At 49.9% G+C, this 18,171-nt stretch carries 17 protein-coding genes and 1 pseudogene; 7 read left to right on the top strand and 11 right to left on the bottom strand.

Annotated features, from left to right (window positions below):
- Positions 1-77 precede the first annotated feature (77 nt).
- The 5 genes and pseudogenes from NDI52_RS18185 to NDI52_RS18165 all read right to left on the bottom strand — a co-directional run.
- The gene (locus tag NDI52_RS18185) at positions 78-476 is read right to left on the bottom strand and encodes an anti-sigma regulatory factor (RefSeq protein ID WP_190774302.1); all 399 of its coding nucleotides are present in this window, start codon (positions 474-476) and stop codon (positions 78-80) included.
- Positions 463-879, bottom strand: a complete 417-nt coding sequence (locus NDI52_RS18180; protein ID WP_199307561.1) for an STAS domain-containing protein — start codon at positions 877-879, stop codon at positions 463-465. Before NDI52_RS18180 ends, NDI52_RS18185 begins: the two co-directional genes overlap by 14 nt.
- A gap of 27 nt (positions 880-906) precedes the next feature.
- On the bottom strand, positions 907-1,758 hold the full coding sequence (locus NDI52_RS18175) for an STAS domain-containing protein (protein ID WP_190774303.1): 852 nt from the start codon (positions 1,756-1,758) through the stop codon (positions 907-909).
- Between the two features lie 50 nt (positions 1,759-1,808).
- Positions 1,809-1,970, bottom strand: coding sequence for a hypothetical protein (locus NDI52_RS18170; RefSeq protein WP_190774304.1), 162 nt, complete (start codon positions 1,968-1,970; stop codon positions 1,809-1,811).
- A 349-nt stretch (positions 1,971-2,319) separates the two neighbouring features.
- Positions 2,320-2,709 (bottom strand): annotated as a pseudogene (locus NDI52_RS18165) (LysR family substrate-binding domain-containing protein); the annotation flags it as partial.
- 671 nt (positions 2,710-3,380) lie between these two features.
- Between NDI52_RS18165 and NDI52_RS18160 the strand changes: the two are divergent.
- Positions 3,381-3,755 carry a hypothetical protein gene (locus NDI52_RS18160; RefSeq protein ID WP_190774003.1) on the top strand — a complete coding sequence of 125 codons (375 nt, stop codon included), beginning with the start codon at positions 3,381-3,383 and terminating at the stop codon, positions 3,753-3,755.
- A 77-nt stretch (positions 3,756-3,832) separates the two neighbouring features.
- Here NDI52_RS18160 and NDI52_RS18155 read toward each other — a convergent pair whose 3' ends face one another.
- Positions 3,833-4,720, bottom strand: a complete 888-nt coding sequence (locus tag NDI52_RS18155; RefSeq protein ID WP_190774002.1) for an SAM-dependent methyltransferase — start codon at positions 4,718-4,720, stop codon at positions 3,833-3,835.
- A 372-nt stretch (positions 4,721-5,092) separates the two neighbouring features.
- Here NDI52_RS18155 and NDI52_RS18150 point away from each other — a divergent pair, with 372 nt between their 5' ends.
- A complete protein-coding gene (locus tag NDI52_RS18150) occupies positions 5,093-5,323 on the top strand; it encodes a DUF2949 domain-containing protein (protein ID WP_242035566.1) in 231 nt (76 codons plus the stop codon).
- Positions 5,324-5,410: 87 nt separating this feature from the next.
- On the opposite strand, the gene NDI52_RS18145 is transcribed toward NDI52_RS18150, so the two are convergent.
- Positions 5,411-6,187, bottom strand: coding sequence for an alpha/beta hydrolase (locus NDI52_RS18145; RefSeq protein WP_190774001.1), 777 nt, complete (start codon positions 6,185-6,187; stop codon positions 5,411-5,413).
- Positions 6,188-6,559: 372 nt separating this feature from the next.
- Here NDI52_RS18145 and xylB point away from each other — a divergent pair, with 372 nt between their 5' ends.
- Complete coding sequence (gene xylB, locus NDI52_RS18140) at positions 6,560-8,026, top strand: xylulokinase (protein ID WP_348256488.1); 1,467 nt, start codon at positions 6,560-6,562, stop codon at positions 8,024-8,026.
- A 185-nt stretch (positions 8,027-8,211) separates the two neighbouring features.
- Here xylB and NDI52_RS18135 read toward each other — a convergent pair whose 3' ends face one another.
- The 3 genes from NDI52_RS18135 to NDI52_RS18125 form a co-directional block, all read right to left on the bottom strand.
- The gene (locus tag NDI52_RS18135; protein WP_190775868.1) at positions 8,212-9,078 is read right to left on the bottom strand and encodes an SMP-30/gluconolactonase/LRE family protein; all 867 of its coding nucleotides are present in this window, start codon (positions 9,076-9,078) and stop codon (positions 8,212-8,214) included.
- A 233-nt stretch (positions 9,079-9,311) separates the two neighbouring features.
- Positions 9,312-10,181: an AraC family transcriptional regulator gene (locus NDI52_RS18130; RefSeq protein ID WP_190773869.1), complete on the bottom strand. Its 870-nt coding sequence runs from the start codon at positions 10,179-10,181 to the stop codon at positions 9,312-9,314.
- Between the two features lie 199 nt (positions 10,182-10,380).
- Entirely contained in the window at positions 10,381-11,583 is a 1,203-nt protein-coding gene (locus NDI52_RS18125; RefSeq protein ID WP_190773868.1) for an ROK family transcriptional regulator, read from the bottom strand.
- A 77-nt stretch (positions 11,584-11,660) separates the two neighbouring features.
- Between NDI52_RS18125 and NDI52_RS18120 the strand changes: the two genes are divergently transcribed.
- From NDI52_RS18120 to NDI52_RS18105, 4 genes are all read left to right on the top strand, one after another.
- The gene (locus NDI52_RS18120) at positions 11,661-12,308 is read left to right on the top strand and encodes an HAD family phosphatase (RefSeq protein WP_190773867.1); all 648 of its coding nucleotides are present in this window, start codon (positions 11,661-11,663) and stop codon (positions 12,306-12,308) included.
- Entirely contained in the window at positions 12,305-13,495 is a 1,191-nt protein-coding gene (locus NDI52_RS18115; protein WP_190773866.1) for an MFS transporter, read from the top strand. The genes NDI52_RS18120 and NDI52_RS18115 overlap by 4 nt, the downstream gene beginning before the upstream one ends.
- 301 nt (positions 13,496-13,796) lie before the next feature.
- Complete coding sequence (locus NDI52_RS18110) at positions 13,797-15,476, top strand: FAD-dependent monooxygenase (protein ID WP_190773865.1); 1,680 nt, start codon at positions 13,797-13,799, stop codon at positions 15,474-15,476.
- A 246-nt stretch (positions 15,477-15,722) separates the two neighbouring features.
- Positions 15,723-17,339 carry an alpha/beta hydrolase gene (locus tag NDI52_RS18105; protein ID WP_190773864.1) on the top strand — a complete coding sequence of 539 codons (1,617 nt, stop codon included), beginning with the start codon at positions 15,723-15,725 and terminating at the stop codon, positions 17,337-17,339.
- 146 nt (positions 17,340-17,485) lie between these two features.
- Here NDI52_RS18105 and NDI52_RS18100 read toward each other — a convergent pair whose 3' ends face one another.
- Positions 17,486-18,133, bottom strand: a complete 648-nt coding sequence (locus NDI52_RS18100) for a HEAT repeat domain-containing protein (RefSeq protein ID WP_190773863.1) — start codon at positions 18,131-18,133, stop codon at positions 17,486-17,488.
- Positions 18,134-18,171 lie beyond the last annotated feature (38 nt).

Raw genomic sequence — 18,171 nt, 5'->3', positions numbered from 1 at the left:
TACTTGCCAGGGTTTATGCGTTTTTGTCGTGTGTCGTGTGTGAAGCGCACCCTGGACAACAAAAATGGAACCTGATGTTATTTCCAGCGTACAAGGGTTACTCGTGTTCCCTCTCCCACCACAGACTCAATTTCAAATTGGTTTGCAAGGCGTTTCGCGCCGCCTAATCCCATTCCCAGGCCACCACCCGTTGTAAATCCATCCTTAAGCGCCAGTTCAACATCGGGAATGCCTGGCCCCTGATCTTCAAACGTAAGCTTAACACCCCGCCGTGTTCCTTCCAGGAGTGTTTCTAGCTTCACGGTACCTCCGCCCCCATAGTCCAGGGTATTGCGCGCTAACTCACTGGCAGCCGTCACAATTTTCGTTTGATCGACCAAACCAAAGCCAATTTCAATGGCGTATTGGCGTACCGCTTGCCGCACTAAAACCACATCCGCAGAGGATTGAATGACCATGGTTTCAGTCTTCTGCATCGCCCTCTGCACTCCGTTCCGTAACAGCGGGCTGAACCATTATGGGCTGCCCCATTGATGATCGCAGTAGTTCCATACCCTTTTCCACACTTAACGCCGTGCGAATGCCCGTGAATGATAACCCCAATTCCACCAGGGTAATGGCGACAGCGGGTTGCATGCCGACCACAACCGTTTCAGCATCCATCACCCGTGACATTTTGGCAATATTTCCCAGGATTCTCCCAATGAAGGAATCGACAATTTCTAAGGCCGAGATGTCAATCAAGACGCCGCTAGCGTGGGTTTGGCTAATGCGATTGGTCAAATCATCCTGTAAGGTCATGGCGAGGCGATCGTGCATGTCAACCTGAATGGTGACGAGCAAGAATTCGCCCATTTGAAGAATGGGAATGCGTTCCATCAGTCTCTCCTCTAACCTGCTTTCGACCTACTTTCGGGCAATAGTGGCTCCCGCTCGCTTCAACGCCAGGAGAAAGGCATCGGCTAGCGTTGCCTTCGTGACGACATCGGCTAAATCAATGCCAAGATACACGATCGTTTGTGCAATTTGAGGTCGAATGCCGCTAATAATACAATCGGCCCCCATAAGACGAGCAGCCGTAACGGTTTTTAAAAGATGTTGAGCCGTGAGTGTATCTACCGTTGGAACTCCGGTGATATCAATAATGGCAATCTCGGATCCTGTCTCAACGATTTTCTGCAATAACGACTCCATCACCACCTGAGTCCGAGCGCTATCCAGGGTGCCAATGATAGGTAATGCTAAGATTCCTTCCCAAAGCTTGACAACTGGTGTAGATAACTCCATCAATTCTTCCTGCTGTCGCAAGATCACTTCCTCTCGCGACTTTTGGTAAGCTTCCATGACCAGCAATCCCAGGCGATCGAGCAAGTCTGTGGCTTGCCAAATCTCGGCACCCAGCTCAGCCGGGTCTTTCAATTGCTGCCGCAACCGGTCAAACAGGGGGCGCTTGAATGAAAAGATGAAGGTAGCGGTTTCCGTTGGTGTGAAGCCTTTTTGGGAGCGCGATCGCGAGACACTCGTCAACATCTCCCGCACATCCCGCCACTCCGATGCTTGGATGCTACTTAAGTTGCCATATTGTGTCGCAATACGAAGCAATTTCAGAAATTCCCGGCATTCTTCTTGTAATTCGGCTTCTTTAATCAAGCCTTTTCGGGTATTCGTGGCGATTAATTCCTGGTTCCACTCCGACAGCAGATCTGCCTCATAGGTTTTCAGTATTTCTGGTATCTTGCTTCCATTCATCATTTCCATGAGGCAATTTTCCTTCATCTACCCAAGATTCAGTGTAGGCTTACTTCAGCTTAAGGTAAAATCCAATTTTGCTCCTGCTCAGCTTGTATCTCCTTGATAAACGGATGGTGATTAACAATACCTTTGCCATTTTTCTCAAGCCCTTGATCTTGCGTACATGTTGCGCCCACAAAATCAAGGGCTTGAGAAAAATGGCGAGTATGTTGGATCATTAGTTCGGACAGTTTTTCTGAAACCCTTGATCTTGCGTGCGCGAAGCGCACGCAAGATCAAGGGTTTCAGAAAAACTGTCCAGAGTATTGTTGGATTAAACATAAGCCTTAAAAAACTGTACCGTTCGCCAAAAGATTAAATAGAATGAGTAATATCCTAATTTTGATTGCACTTCTGCTTTTAAACAAATAATTTTGCTTGCATCAGATAAAGATTTTAGAGCAAACAAAATAGAGGAATGTTAAAGACTAGTAATATATATATCGATAAATATTTTAACAGAATGAAAGATGGAACTTTTCCATCATTTATAATTTATATCCTTGCTAAGTGTTTCTAGAACAACTATTAGAATGTAGATATATCATCTTTAAATAGTAAAAATAAGATTCGGAATGAGCTGTATATCATACGGATAGACCCCATCTCCTCAAATTGTGACAGCACTACCTTGTAGGAAGGGGAAGCATGGAGTGGCGGTAGAATGAGCGGTTCATGCTTCAGAGCTTCGAGGGGAATGGGCGATCGCGCCCCATATTGCTTTGCCAATGGATGTTGCTCGGGCAAAGCCACGACAAATGATTCTTGCATAATGGGTAGGAAATTCAAGTTTGGATCATTGGCGTGGGGATTAGGCAAATGTTCAAAGCCCACATCAATGGAACCCTGGCGCAGACCATCAATCATCTCCTCAATGGTCATGCTTCTTAGCTCTAATTCCACCTGAGGGTAATGTTCACGGAACTGTTGTTTCTAATCAAAGGGTCACTTCAAAAGATGAAGTAACCCATTCTCTTTTAGGTTGCGTAAAATACGGTAAATGATCATACTCCTGCTAAACAGCAGGGCAGGTTTTAAAACTACCTTGAAGATTATCTTTTTGTGCGCAAAACGTGCGAAAAGATAATCTCTATAGTCTTGGCCCGGTTAGTGAGGACATCAGAAGCGATTAAAGGCATTGCCTTCAATTGCTTCTGATGTCCTCACTAACCGGGTGATAGCAGTAAAACAGATTTTAGTAACAACAGATACAAGTCTTGCCATTTCTACCTTCTGAGGATCGTAGACTGCCGCTGTTGATAGATTTGAGCAACGCCATTCTTGAACAAGCTTGAATTATCAACAAGCATACTCTGAGCAAACCAATGGCATTCTTTAACTCTGACGTTCCACTTCTCGCGCGCAAACCATCGCTTGCTTCTGTACCTGCTTCTCCAGATACTTGGCGAGTCCATTGTTCAATTGGTCATGCTGCCTTATGGTCGTCGTTCTACACGCGCCACGATCAAGCCTGTTTAAGCTGGGGGCTGTTGGCTGCTAGTATCTTCGCCATGGCTCAATTTTTACCCTTGAGTTGGACAACCCAAGCCTTGCTTGCTTCGATCCTAACGGCACTTGGTAGTTTTGCTATGGCTTGGCTCACTTGGCGCTATACCCACCACGATCAACTGGCCTGGATTCTCTATTCTTGGCTTGCACTCATGCTCGTCGGGACGATCCTCACGGATTTGGGTGTTTGGCGTCCCTGGGGGGTGATGTTGGTCAACTTATGCCCCCTGTGGTTAATTCTTTGTGGCATCGGCTATTTCATCACAGCTCTAGGAATGCGATCCCGCCTCATCCTGTTATGCAGCGCAGCTCACTTCCTGGCTATTGCATTGCTTCCTCTTTTCGTAACCTATCAGATTTTGCTCACAGGCTTTGTCATTTCTGGCTCAGCTATTCTTCTCGCTGAACTCCAGTGGGATTCTAATGGCGTCTGCAACTATCAATCCTTAAATTAAATGCTTATTCAATTAGCCTACTCTTTGGGTTCTTCGCTTTTTATGAAAATGGGTATACAGCATGCACACGCTGAGTCCTACGCCGCCGGTACAGCTTGGAGAATGAGCGCCTGACGGCTGGTACTATTACCCCCGGTCTCCTGACTGATGGGAAGGTGATCATACCGTCCGAAGCCGTTATTAATGCTAGCGGGGTGTTGGAGATGAACAACAGTCCATCCACAGGACTGAAAGAACGGCGTGGGATGATCGCATCCCCACTGCCAATGTTGGACAACGCGGCCATCGTTCGCTTTTTGGGCCTGATTACTGGCCAGGATAGAGGCAGTGCTTAAAACATCGCTGTGAAGGCTACTACCCTGAGCGCTTAGGCTAGCGATCGCCCGCAACAACCTCACAACTTCCGCTTCCTCTAAGTACATCAAGACCCCTTCCAGAAGCCAGGCGGTAGGCTTGTTGAAGTTGAAGCCAAGGGTGTGGAGCTTTTCGACCCAACTCAGTTCCCTGAGATCGCCTGGCAGGAGGACGTGAGAAACCTCAGATGGATGTCCAAGACAATGGGTTTTGTAAGCCAGCAATTCTGCATCATCAACCTCAAAGATACGGATGCCTGTATGCCAGCTCAAGCGGTAAGCACGGGTATCGAGTCCTGCTCCCAACAAAACGACTTGAGTGCAGTTTGAGGCAAGTAGACGGTCATCGAATGTGCGGGTGCGAACCGATATATAACGGGTTCGTTTTAGAATGACATCGGATAGGGGGCTGGCGTCACGGTGGGCGATCGCCTGCCACTGTTCCAACAAATAACTCACTTCGGCTCCCGCTAGCTGCTGGGAGTAGGGGTCGGTAAAAAGGGGAAAAGGTTGCTGCTGCTCAATGGCTCGCTTCGCGGCAACGATCATGGCTGTATTGAGAATGGATGCATCGAGGCTTGGGGACGGCTGCCCCGCATCATGTATCGACATTAAGCTCATCCCTCCCAAACAGTGCCCACTCTAGCATTCTCCATGAATTCAGACTGTTTCAGGTAATCGCTGTCAGCAATTCTGATTTTGAAATCAGGCCCGAAAACCGCGCGCTTTTAGCGCGCGGTTTTCGAGCATCAAAGCCAAGAGTTCACGCCCGTAGGGCGTGAACTCTTGGCTTTGATGCCCGTACTAAGAATTGCTGGATCGCTGTAGGGTTGATGCAATACAGAAGGAGTGTGGATCGCTTAGCGACCCACACTCCTTCTTAATTAACTTAAATGTCGCTATATAGGGCGTACGAAGCGTGAAAATAATCAGCCCCAAGATTAACCCAAAAGCATGAGGTCGATCCCAGGTTATCTCGGCACAATGACATCATCAATTGCTCTCTCTGCATGGGTTAAAGCTATGGCCTCGCCGATTCAAGCGCAATTAATCCGATTCCTTCAGGACGAGTTAGCGATTCCTGCAGATTCTATTGCCATGGCGCTGCGGCATGAAGAACCGTTGCCAAATCTGCTGCCCATGGTTCTCTGGCAGTATGGCCTCATTACCCTAGAGCAGCTTGACCGCGTGTTTGACTGGCTAGAGATGGTCTAATCCGATCAAGAATCTCATATCTCAAAACTAAATTTGGGGGTGGGGTGCGTACGTGCCCCACCCCCAAATTTGACTTTGAGATAGGTTTTAAGCCGCCCAACGAGCCATAAAAGCTTCACATACCGTTACAAATTGAATTGGAGTTTCCACCATTGGATAATGGCCCGCGTTGCTCATTACATGCAATTCAGCCTTTGGGAACCACTCCAGAATGGTCCCTTTCACGAACTCTGTGGGCACGCCAGCGTCATATTCCCCTGTCAAGGCTAGAAAGGGCACTGGACAGCCCTGAACTTCCTCAGCAAAGTCTTCCCCAGACCACGTATGAAAGTAAGCACGATAGGCTTCGGGGGTTGTTGTCCGCAAAGACTCGCTGATCATAAACTGTTCCCACTTGGGTGTATGGCGGCTCCCCGTGGTGACTGTGCAAATGATGCCACGATTGGCGGGTACTTCCCATGCAGAGGAGAAAAGCGCATAGCCATTCTCATCCAGGCTAATTTTGCAGGCCGGAACTGGAGCAACCCCAACGGCAGATTTGAGGCGATCGCCATATCGCGCACACAAAAACTGAGCTGTTTTGCCCATCATTGAGTGCCCAATATAGTGAAATTTGTTCCATCCCAGGTTATCGGCTAGGGCCGTTACATCCCCGGCAATCTCAGCGAAGGTGTACTCGCCTGCAATATCTCGGGATTCGCCATAACCGCGAGGGTCAACGAAGCAGTAGGTGAACTTCTCCCGGTCGAGCCATAGGTGAATGGGCTGGAAGACGCTGCGATCGCCCAGCCACCCGCCCATGACGATGACCTTCTCTGGACCGTCACCCAAAATTTCGTGCCCCAGGAGAGCTGCTGTGCTCATAGTAAGTTGCCTCGACTGGAAAAAATTGCTCATCCTTTATTAAAAGTGAAAATCAAAAAATGAAAAATACTTCTCACTTGGACTCGTCTAATCTTTACGTTGCAGTTTGCGTTTTTCATCTTCAATATTCTGGACAGTTTTTCAGAAACCCCTGATTTTACGTGTACTTCGAGGATGCAAAATCAGGTGCATAAGAGTTTACCCAGGATGTTGGTGCTTGGCCCGTTTCGCGGGCCAAGCACCAACATCCTGGGGGTAATTTCATTGTTGGAAATCTCCTTAAGATTTTTCATTATTTCGGGAGGGGAAGATACTGGGAGAATGCGGTATGGTTTGGAGCGTGAAACCTACCAAAGCATGTCGGGGGGAAAGATGGCGGACAGCGTCATTGGTTTAGACCTGGGGACTGGAGGGGTACGGGCGATCGCCGTTGATTTGAATGGGCAGTTAATCGCTCAGGCAACCCGCAGTTACCCTCTGCTGGCTCCCCATCCCGGTTGGACAGAACAGCACGCTTCTGACTGGGTAACCGCCAGCATTGCTGCCCTGACCGAGTTAACCACCCGACTGCAAGGGCACCGGGCCATTGCCCTCGGTCTGTCTGGTCAGATGCATGGAATGGTGCCTCTCGATGCTGAAGGCGAGGTTATCCGTCCCGCCATTCTTTGGAATGACCAGCGCACAGGCCAGGCGGTGGTGGAGATTGAAACGGTCATTCCTCGTCAGGAATTGATTCAGCGCACCGGCAATCCAGCAATTACCGGATTCCAATTACCGAAGCTGGTCTGGTTGCGATCGCAGGAACCCGAATCCTTCAACCGATTACAGAGAATTCTGCTACCCAAGGATTACTTAGCGTACGTGCTGACGGGCGAGCAGGCTACAGAGCCTTCTGATGCATCCGGGATCGGTTGCCTAAATCTCGCAACGCGTCAATGGGATGACGACATTTTACAAACGCTCAATCTCAGTCCGACCTTCTTCCCATCAGTGGTAGACTCGACTGCCATTGTCGGACGGCTACAATTGGCGATCGCCCAACAAACTGGATTACCAGAGGGTTTGCCGGTGATTGCAGGTGGGGGCGATAATGCCGCCGCTGCCATTGGCCTGGGCATTTCCTCGGCACAGTTAAATCGGGGTAGTCTCAGTATTGGGACGTCAGGGGTGGTTTTTGTGCCGTGCGATCGCCCCACCCCTGACCCTGCTGGGCGGGTCCATCTCTTTTGTCATGTGGATGGGGGCTACCACTTGCTGGGGGTAACCCTGGCCGCAGGCGGAGCTTTGCGTTGGTATCGCGATACGTTTGCTCCTGAGGTCGCTTATGGGGACTTAATGACGTTGGCGGAGCGATCGCAACCGGGTTCGCGAGGAGTTCTCTTTTTACCGCACCTATCGGGAGAACGGAGCCCTCATCTTGACCCGGATGCCCGGGGAGCCTGGGTCAATCTCTCGCTTGCTCACACTCAGGCAGACTTGGTACGGGCCGTGTTAGAGGGAGTAGCCTTTGGTTTGAAAGCGGCTCTGGACGTAGTTAATGAACTCAATCCAGTGCATCAATTGCTGGCAACCGGGGGAGGAGCGCGATCGCCGGTTTGGCTCCAAATCCTGGCAGATGTGTTGCAAACTGAGTTGGTAGCCCCCAAGACGGAAGAAGGGGCTGCTTATGGAGCAGCGATTTTAGCAATGGTCGGTGTAGGAGCTTATTCAGATTTAGACCAGGCTTTGCAACTGATACTGCGCGCTACACAACCTATCACACCCAACGTTCATGCGGTTTACAACACGTCGTTCCAACATTACAAAACGCTGTACGAAGCATTGAAAGCAATTCGTTAGCTCCTGACCTATTAAACGCCATCCGACAACTATCAATACGCTGGACAGTTTTTCTGAAACCCTTGATTTTGCGTGCGCGAAGCGCACGCAAAATCAAGGGTTTCAGAAAAACTGTCCGAACTAATAATTATGATTGCTGTGGATGACCAGAATCGGGTGTTGAGCAACCGATACCCACATTCAGATTACTGAAATGAATGTGTTGGCATACCAGATGTTTGAGTTGGAATACAAAATAAATCACCTGACGTATGGTGCTGCTGGATCTCCTTCTGGCCGAAGCCAATCGATGCGGATGTGACATACAAATCCGTTAAATGGCTCCCACCAAAGATCGGGCAGGTGGGACGGGGAACTGGCATTTTGACACGCAAAAGTTCTTGTCCAGTTGGGTCGAAACAGGCAACGCATCCACCATCCCAAAGGGCTGACCAGAGGTTGCCCTGTACATCGATCGCCAATCCATCCGGCTCAACCGCTTCGTTGCTCAGATCTACCAGGACACGGCGATCGCGGATTTCCCCCGTTTCGACCTCAAAATCATAAGCATAAATCTTGTGCTGAGCTGAGTCGGTGAGATAGAACGTCGACTCATCGGGGCTCCATCCCAACCCATTGGAGATGGTTAACCCTGTTTCCATGACTGTGAGTGAACCATTCGGATCATAGCGGTAAAGTTCCGCCTGCCCCTTTTCTTCACTAACGGTGCCAATCCAGAAACGTCCTTTGGAGTCACACTTCCCATCATTGCAGCGGGTATTGGGAAAGGGAAACTCAATGGGCTTCAAGGTACTCACTTCACCGGTGGATAAAGAGAGAAACGCTAGACGATCGCGTAATGCAATCAACAAACGATCATGGCCCGTGAGAGCGATCGCACTGACGACGTCTCCTGTATCAAAATAGCGGCTGTTCCCTGTGGCTGGCTCAAATTGATGCACACGATAATTATACGCATCAACCCAGTAGAGACACTGTCGATCACCATCCCACACTGGGCATTCTCCCAGGCGAGCACGAGCAGACAACACATTTTGAACGGCTAAATTCATGCGATCGCTACCAAATTCTTCAAAATGCTCCTATAGCCGATACCTTCCTGTCATATACCTACGGTTGAGTTACCGTAACAATACTCTGGACAGTTTTTCTGAAACCTTTGATTTTGCGTGCGCGAAGCGCACGCAAAATCAAAGGTTTCAGAAAAACTGTCCGAACTAATGCCGTAAAAAACAGTTCGGAATAAGCATCCCACTCAACATAGGCAAGCTTAAGCCACCGAGTATTAGCGCAGACGGTATACTTTGGGCGTCATTCCAGTTAACTGCCGAAATTGCTTAGTTAAGTGGCTGTGGCTGTTGAAACCACATGAAAATGCAATGTCTGTTATGGGGCGATCGCTCTCCTTCAACAATTGCTTGGCCCGTTCGATGCGCTGATGCAGCAAATATTGATAAGGCGTGATACCAAGTGCCTGCTTAAATTGACGACTGAAATGGAATTCACTGATTCCCAGTAATGATGCTAAATCGGTTAGTTTGATTTCTTGATGGAGATAGTCACGGATATAATCTAACACGTGCATGAGCTGCCGCTGGGGTAAGCCACCTTCATATATTGGTAATGGTGTATGAACGGCTGTATATTGACGAATGAGATGGATGGTCAGCACATTCGCTAACGATTCAATGTAAAGCTTATTGCCTGCGGTTTTCTGCTGCAATTCCGTTAGCAACATTGAACCAATGGCCTCGATTTGAGGGTCACGGGTTCGGAATTCGGGCATGAGTTCCAGGCGATCGCCCTTCATCTCCAGAGCTTCGCACGCAACCCGTTGGATAAATTGAGATGGAACGCGAATTTGTAAGTAATGATCTTCATCATCCCAGCGGGCAAAAAAGGGTACTTCTGCTGGAGCAATCGAAATATCTCCTTTTCCATAAAGACCCCGATAGGTTTTGCTCCCATAAACTTGTAGAAAGTTAATGGGACGTGGGGAAAGCGATAAACAAATGACGTGCGCATCGGTGTAATAACAATGCCCTTCCCCCGCTGGGTAACGGAACTGCTCAACCACGATATTGTCCCACCCTTGATCACTGCTGGATAGGATAGGTAAATGGGTTGTTTCAGCTTGCTTGGTGGGAGGTGTCATCCTGCAAAACCAATGCATTTAGCTTATTGTAATGTTTTTGGGTAGAGTGAACAGTGAATCTGCTCGCCTCCAGCGATTCTCATTTTGGAATCCAACCCGAAAATAGCCCGCCGAAGGCGGGCTATTTTCGAGCTTCAAAGCTGAGAATTGCTGCTCGCCTCACCCAACATGTCTCTCTGTTGAAAGGGCCGTTACTAATTTAGAGAACCAGATCAGGTACCTGAAATAGAGACTGATACGCTAGCACAGCCCCTCCAACCACTGCGGCATCTTCTCCAAAGGCTGATACGGCTAACCGAGCCTTAGGATTGCTAAAAAAACCTTGTTCTCCCTGGCGAGGCATCCTGTTTCGTAATTGATCCATTAGGGAGCCTTGAACGTATGGAAATAAGATACTGAGTGGACCGCCTAATATAATTTGTTCCGGGTTGAGGAGGCTGGCAACGCTAATAAGCCCACGTCCTAAAATATTTCCCCATTCCTGAACGGTGCTATGGGCGATCGCATCCTCTTCCAACCGCTCCACCAGTTCCCGCAAGTCTTCCGCTTTGCCACCCAGTGCTCGATAGCGCTTCAGCAAATCGTCTTTTCCAACACGATGGCCGCACTCGTAGGCGTTATCTTGCCCTGGTGGATCGCTCATCAGCGCGCTAATCTCTCCAGCTGTGCCATAGGCACCACGAAACACGCGATTGTTGATGATTAATCCACTTCCAATACCGTTGTTAATCAAAATATAGAGCAGGCAAGAACTCTGCATGGCGTTGCCTAAATAGACTTCCGCTAAGGCAGCAGCATTCGCATCGTTGTCAACAAATAATGGTAGATCGAGATGAGGCTGAAGATAGCGACGCAGATCCACGCCTGACCAGTCGAGAAATGGAGCACGAATGACCACGCCCTCTAAATTCAAGACTCCTTGAACCGACAAACCAATGCCCCGAAGTCGAGCGCGGTTGTAGGGTTCAGCCTGGCAAACTTGATGAATCAATTGCACGAGTTGCCGCAATACAGATTCTGGATCCGTGCTAGATACCGGTTGCTGAAGCCGCGCTACAATTTGTGCCGCCAAATTCAGCTTAATTACTGTTAAATGTTCGGCCTCAATAGCCGCTCCGACAAAGAAGGCTCCATCAGGATTCAGCATTAACCCAACTCCAGGGCGACCACTGCCACGACTGCCACGGGAAGCTGTAATCTCGATACCTTCTTGTATTAATCCCTGGGCAATCAGCTCAGCCGTTATGACGGTCACCGTTGAGCGTGTTAGTCCAGTCAGGCGTGCTAGCTCGGCACGGGCAATGGGGGCACGGCATCGCAACAACTCCAACAGTCGTGCCGTATTAAACTGCTTTAGTACGGCGGGATGGGTTGTGAAAGGCGACGTTAGGGGCACGGACATAGAAAATTTTTAGATATTAATTTGTTTACCTAACAAACAAATTAGCATAGGGTTACTGATGCTGACAGAGGTTTATCATGTCATCTCACTCTACTTCTCTAGAACCTCTCAAGTGCCCTGCGCAACCGTCTTCGCCAAGTCGTGTTGCGCCTCAGGCTCCCTACGCTGCGCTAATTTTTGATTGTGATGGAACAATTGCCCACACGTTACCCGTTCATTTTGAAGCCTGGCAAGCAACTCTGGGTGAGTTTGGAGCCGTTCTGCCAGAGGACTGGTATTACGAGCGTACTGGACTCACTGCTGCAAAGTTTTTACAAGAGTTTAATCAAGCCTTTGGCTATGCTATTGATATCCAAAGGCTCGAAGTCGAGCGACAACGACATTTCTCCCGCCTGGTTCATCGTGTTCAAGCGGTGCCTGCTGTCGCTGCGATCGCCCATGAAAACTACGGTCGCGTGCCGATGGCGATCGCCTCTAATGGTCAGCGTTCTGTTGTAGAACCCACGATTGAATCCATTGGTTTGCGATCGCTGTTTAATACGATTGTCACCATCAACGATGTCAAGGTTGGCAAACCTGAGCCCGATCTTTTCCTGTTGGCGGCAGAAAGAATGGGGGTTGCCCCTCAGGAGTGCATCGTGTACGAAGACAGCGACGTGGGGCTAGAAGCCGCGGAACGGGCTGGTATGCGATGGGTTGATGTGCGAATTTTGGGGGCCAAATGATGAGCAACAAACCCCCCGTCTGGATTGGAGTTGGACTGGCTTTCTATGCGTTTATTGCGATCGCGATCGCAGAAGGTGGTCTGGGTGTACTGCTGCCCTCCATCTTGACAACCTACCACCTGACCACAGCGACGGTAACGGCTCTGTTCTTCAGTCAAATCAGTGGCTATGTTGTGGCAGCTCTCACCAGTAGCCTGTTGAGCCAACGTATCGGCTTAGCCCGGATGATTTTACTGGCGGCGATCAGTCTCACGACAGCACTTTGTATTTATGCAGCAACCCCTCATTGGCTTGTCATGGTCATTACGGGAACCTTATTGGGGCTGGGTATCGGCCTGATCGATGCGGGCATCAACACATTCATTGCCCACAAACAGGATAGTGCTCATCTTATGGGAGTGCTGCATGCCTTTTATGGTGTGGGAGCCTTAACGGGGCCTGCGATCGCCACTCTGTTACTGACGACGGGGGTGAGTTGGCGATCGGTCTACTGGGTATTCGCCGCGATGGTTGGGCTGTTAGTCATCGGCATGATCTGGGTTATTGCTCAGCCTTATCCACTTATCGATTCATCGGCTATACCTGCTGAGCAAAGTGCAGGGAAAAACTTGCGTCTGGCGTTAAAAACTCCAACCGTGCGAGTTGCAGGATTGCTTTTGCTGGTTTACGTTGGCACTGAAGCGTCGCTGGGGAATTGGGCGTATACCGTGCAAACCGTTAGCCGAGGGACGCCTGTTGCCCTGGCAGGTTATAGCGTAGCCGCCTACTGGTTTGGGCTAACGCTGGGGCGCTTGACGATGGGGCAACTGATGAAACGGTTGGGGGCAGCTCGACTGATTGACGGTTCTTTGGCTTTGCTCACCGTTGGTCTACTCATTTGGTGGTGGTTCCCTCAACAACTGTGGAGTCTGCCTATAATCGGGTTCGCTCTAGCCGCCATTTTCCCAACAACCATGTGGCTAATGCCACGTCGAGTTCCGGCCGCGCTGGTTCCGGCCGCTATTGGTTTTGCCGCTAGCATTGGCAGTATTGGTGCCGTGGGTATTCCCACAATCGTGGGTTGGCTAGCCGATCAAACGAATTTAGAAGTCGTTCCCATATTCATGGTGCCTCTGGCTCTTGTGATGGTGATGCTCCATCGCTGGTTAGTGGATCATACCCAAACGCCATCGCCTGAAGAGGTGTAGCTCCCCAAAATTTTCAGGAATTTGAGAATCTAGACGCTTGTTATTCAATGATGTTGGAGTTTTAAAGTGATGCTTTCCGATCAACTTTACTTGCAAAAACTTGAGTATGCCTGTTTCACCATTGCTAGTTTTTTGCATACGCAATTGCAAACTCAGCATATCAATGCAATGGAATTTTTGAGTATGACTGACCAATTACCTGTTAAACCTGTAGAGATGAAGCATTACTCTATTTGAAGAAGCACGGACTCTGCTTCTCTGTAGGAGAATTGCTCAATATCCACAACACAGGGATCCTGGAATGAATGTAGGGAGCAACACAATTGATGTGCTAGTCGTTGGAGCGGGTCCAGTTGGCTTGGCTATGGCCTGTGAACTGCTCCGGCGTGGTGTGGCCTGTCGCATTATCGACAAAGCTGCGGCACCCGTCCAGACCTCCCGTGCCCTCGGCATTCAAGCTCGGACCTTAGAGGTATTTGAGGCGATGGGGGTGATTGATGCCGCGTTAGCAGCGGGCACCCAAGCGCGAGGTGTGACGTTTCATCGAGGTGATGAAGACATTTTGTACATTAGCCTGCAACACATCCGTGAAAAAGAGAGTCCCTATCCTTTTCTCCTGATCTTGCCGCAGAGCCAAACGGAATTAATTCTCAATCAACAATTGCAAGAATTGGGGGGAACCGTTGAGCGATCGCGCGAACTCATGAACATCCGTCAAGAAGAAGATTGGGCGATCGCCCAGATCAAGCCCAGCGAAGCCGACACTAACGATATTGAAGAAATCCAGGCTAAATGGCTGATTGGATGTGACGGGGCGAGCAGCCAGGTTCGTAAAATCCTTGCTATGCCCTTTGAAGGCACGACCGCCCCCGAGGAATGGTTGCTAGCGGATGTGGATCTAGATTGGCAGCGCACCCGTGAGACGACCCATGGCTGGTTTACGAAGGATGGGGTCTTTGCCGTCTTTCCCTTGCCCACGGGTCAATGGCGGTTATTTGCACCTGCTGGAAAGCGCACCTCTGAGGTGTCGGTCGAGGTCTTTCAAAACCTGCTGAGGCAGTACACAGACGATACGCAAACAACCGTAAGTCATCCCACCTGGATGTCTAAATTCAAGGTTAATTACCGCATGGTCGATAACTATCGTCAGGGCCATGTTTTAGTTGCCGGAGATGCTGCCCATATCCACAGCCCCTTTGGTGGGCAGGGTATGAATATTGGAATTCAGGATGCTTATAACCTGGCCTGGAAACTCGCGCTGGTTATTCAGGAGAAGGCTCGAGACAGCCTACTGGATACTTATCAGGAAGAGCGATCGCCCGTTGCTCGATTTATCCTCCGAGGCACTCAGACCGCAACTCAGGGGGTTCTCGTGACCCAAAATCCCGGCTTACGCTGGGTGCGCGATCGCGTCCTGGTTCCTCTCCTTCGCCTCAATATCCTCCAACGCAAGCTAGCTCAAGAAGCCTCTGAACTGAATGTTAACTATCGGCGATCGTCCCTCTCCGTTTCAACCCTTGACCCAGGCGCTGATTTGCGAACTCGAATTGCTTGGTGGAAGGCACCCCATGCGGGCGATCGTGCGCTCCCTGGCCCCTGCCTCCACTATCCGACCCGCGACCCCATTACCCTCTTTCAAGCATTTCGTGGCACTGAAAGCCACCTCCTTCTCTTCGCAGGGTTGACGCAACCCAATTACACCCATCTTGCTAACCTTGCCTCGAATGTTGAGAACGAAATGGGTAGCATCGTCAAAGCTCATATCGTCGTCCCTGGCACCGATAAACCAACGGAGCTGCCATGGGAAGGCTCTCTCCTCCTCGACCCCGAAGGAACCCTCCACACCCTCTATGGAGTTCACAAACCTTCCCTCTACTTCATTCGCCCCGATGGTCACATTGCTTTCCGGAGCCAACCCATAGACGAAAAAGCATTTTTACACTACCTCAATCAACTTTTTCTACTACAAACCCCAGCCTAAAATCTTACTGTCCTGCTGGTTCCATAATCTTTAAACGTGTTCTAGGCGTGTGGGTGGGGTACTCATCCACACGTTTGAAATGAAAATCCAGTTGTTTGTGTAAGAGCCGCACTCCGCGCGGCTCTTACACAAACAACCGTAGCTGATTCAAGTGCAAATCGCTGTAATGAAAATGGCTATGAGTACATACTTGGGAACAATAGATGCGATCGCATGGGGTTACAGTTGGCCCAAAGGAAGTGTTCAATGGCTCACCATCGGATTCATACTATTCCACATAAGACGTTGGGGTTGGGCCTGGGGCTAATTCTGCTGGTATGTGGGCTTTGGCTTACCTGGATGGGTCATCTGCATCATGTTCCTACGGAAATAATTCGAGTTACGCGAAAGCCAGATCAAATCTTGGTGGCTCGGCTGTACCTTCCTTCCCAGGCGATCGCTCCTTATCCTACCCTGATGCTATGGCATGGCGTCAATTGTACGAAGGAAACGATGGAGCCCCTGGCGGTCGAGCTGGCTCGACAGGGAGTTGCTGTGATTGCCGCCGATGCCGGTGGGTTTGGCGAATCTTACCCCCGCAGCTATAGCGAAGACGAGAATTTAGCGGATGCTCGGGCGATCGCTGCCTACATGCAAGTCAATCCTGGCCGCTTTGACCCTACTCGCATCGGCGTCGCTGGCCATTCTATGGGCGGTGCCACCGCTCTAGCTTTAGCCAATGAAAACAGCCAGATTATGGCAACCCTGGTTCTCGGCATGAGTGCCGACATCACCCGCCATCTGCCCCCAAACCTGTTTCTCGGTACGGGACTCTATGAGCAATTCCATACGCCACGTATGATGCGTTTGATGATGTATCAGGGAACTGGGCAGGCTGTCCAGGCCCAGCTTTACGGCAATTTTGACCAAGGCACTGCCCGCAAACTGGTTATCTCGCCAACCTCAGATCACATGATGGAACCCTTTGATGCAATTCTCATCCAGGAATCCGTTAGATGGGCACAACAAGCTTTTGATCTTCAAACTCCCCCTCAACGCTTGATCATGCCTCGCTTCATGTTAGGGCAATGTCTGCTCCTAGTAGGTAGTGTATTAGCCGTGAGCTACGGGCTACAGGGTAATCTGTATGGTCAGAAACATCCTCGTCTGGTTGCCGCAGGTTGTGTTGCAATCACACTTCTCGTATTGCTTTCAGGGATGACAGGCCACATCCCTGAACGACTGACAACGGATCTGATTCTCCTGGCATCAATACTGTTTCCCTTCGCTCATTATGCTATTCACTATCCCATCCAACTGACTTCCTTTCTTCGCATTACAGGTCTCTATATTCTCTTAATTTTGCTTGCCTATACGATAGTGGCGATCGCCGTTTGTAGCCCCCATTTAATCGCTCACCCGCCCCTGCTCCTCGGCTTACCCTCCTTCATCCTGCACATGCCGATCGCCCTTCTCTACTCTCGAATGCAGGAGTTAAGAGCAGCCCTATTTCCAGTTTATAGCAATGCAGTCGTGCCCGGTTGGGGCCTGCTATTCCTATTTCTGCCAGATCTAATCAAACCGGGTATTGTGATCCATGCTACGACCCGTGTAGCGATAAAGACTGCTTTCTGGTTGCGGCAACCCCTACACTTCCAATGGCAAGAGCGGCCGTCAGCTCGTTCATTACAACTCCTCGGCGGTTTGATTGTCTTGCTTCTAATTGTTCTCTATCAACAAGTACAAACAGGGGCCTTTTCTCTAGAAAATGCTGGTGCTGCCGGGAAACTCCTGGTGCTGATGGCAATTCTGCCTGCATTGTTGGTTTTGGGAATGATGCGATCGCCCTTCTTTCAAAAAATTGAGTACCAGTGCTGGCACTGAAGCTTCATAGGGCTTCACTTTGAATGAGGTCTACGAAATAGGGCGTGCTTTAACTCGGGTTTAAACGGTAGTTTTTTCGAGCGAGAAGCGCCCGAAAAAACTACGTTGAAAGTTTAGCAAAATGGGTCGAGGGAATGGCGCCTAACTCAGGTTCCCAGACGGCCTAAAGCTGCGGCTGCCTGCCCACGTACCTCTGCGCTTGCATCCTGACTCAGGTGCTGTAGATGGGCTAAAACCTCGTCTCGTCGTGGGCCTTGCAGATGTGTTGCCAATTCTCCCAGAGCTGACGCGACAGCAGTTCGTACCATGTAATCTGGATCTTCTAAATGATGCGACAGCCGAGTGATCGCATCTCCTTGCCCTTCCTGCCCCATGTGGTTAATCTCGTCTAATACGGTCTGGCGATCGCCATGGTTTTGATGAGGCATGGCATCGTCCAGGGGAATGCCTGCCGTATTTCCAGCACCAGGTTCTGCATATTGTACAGATGGAATTTCAGTGGAATTGTGATGAGGTTCTACCATATCTCGAACGTTTAGAGATGTTGCCAGTGGGGTATCAATTGTTGGTAGTTCAAGGGTTGGTACGATCAGTGGGGCTGTTTTTGCCGGAGGAGATTCAGGTTGTTCCACGTTGGGTGACGTGGCTGAGGTTGTTGAGGTTGTTGCTGGGCCGTTGCTCTGGGACTGGCGAGAGGATGTTTGAGCTAGCCGTCGCTGGCCACGTGACCTCATGAGCAGAACGAGCCCGATTGCAAAAATCGTTAATCCAACTGTCGTTAACAAATCTTCCATAGTTTCCGGCCTCAAAGCATGACTAACGCTGCCCACGC

Source organism: Leptolyngbya sp. PL-A3, from assembly GCF_039962325.1.
In the GTDB taxonomy this organism is placed as follows: domain Bacteria; phylum Cyanobacteriota; class Cyanobacteriia; order Elainellales; family Elainellaceae; genus Vacuolonema.
This window is presented reverse-complemented; position numbering and strand designations above follow the sequence as displayed.